The 464-nt window shown below is 77.2% G+C and carries 1 protein-coding gene; it reads left to right on the top strand.

Features of this window, described 5'->3' with window-relative positions; genetic code table 11:
- Positions 1-464: LpqB family beta-propeller domain-containing protein (locus M3677_RS17115; protein ID WP_251161152.1), on the top strand; the 464-nt coding region annotated here is incomplete at both ends.

Genomic DNA, 464 nt, shown 5'->3' on the forward strand with positions numbered 1-464 from the left:
ATCACCGCCGACGCCCGCACCAACGAGCTCGGCACGACGGTGGCCGTCTCGGCCGCCGGCGGCCCCGGTGGTGCGGTGACCCTGCTCGCCGGTCCCTACGGCGGGGCCCTGAGCCCGGTGCTCGGCGCGGGCAGCTTCACCGTGCCCACCACGGCGGCCACCCGGCCCGAGGTGTGGACCGTCCGCGACGGCAGCGAGGTGATCCGGATCCCGGCCACGGGCACCCCGCAGACGGTCAGCGCCACCACCCTGCCCGGGCTGGGCACGACGCGGGCGTTCCAGCTCTCGCCCGACGGCGTGCGGGCCGCGGTCGTGGTCGACGGCCCCGACGGCGGCCAGCTGATGGTCGGCACCGTCGTGCGCACCGACGACCAGGTGGCCGTGCGCGACCTGCGGGCGGTCGCACCCGAGCTGTCCCAGGTCGTCGACGTCGCGTGGCGCACCTCGGGCGGGTTGCTGGTGCT

The sequence above is a fragment of the Curtobacterium sp. P97 genome (assembly GCF_023712445.1).
In the GTDB taxonomy this organism is placed as follows: Bacteria; Actinomycetota; Actinomycetes; order Actinomycetales; family Microbacteriaceae; genus Curtobacterium.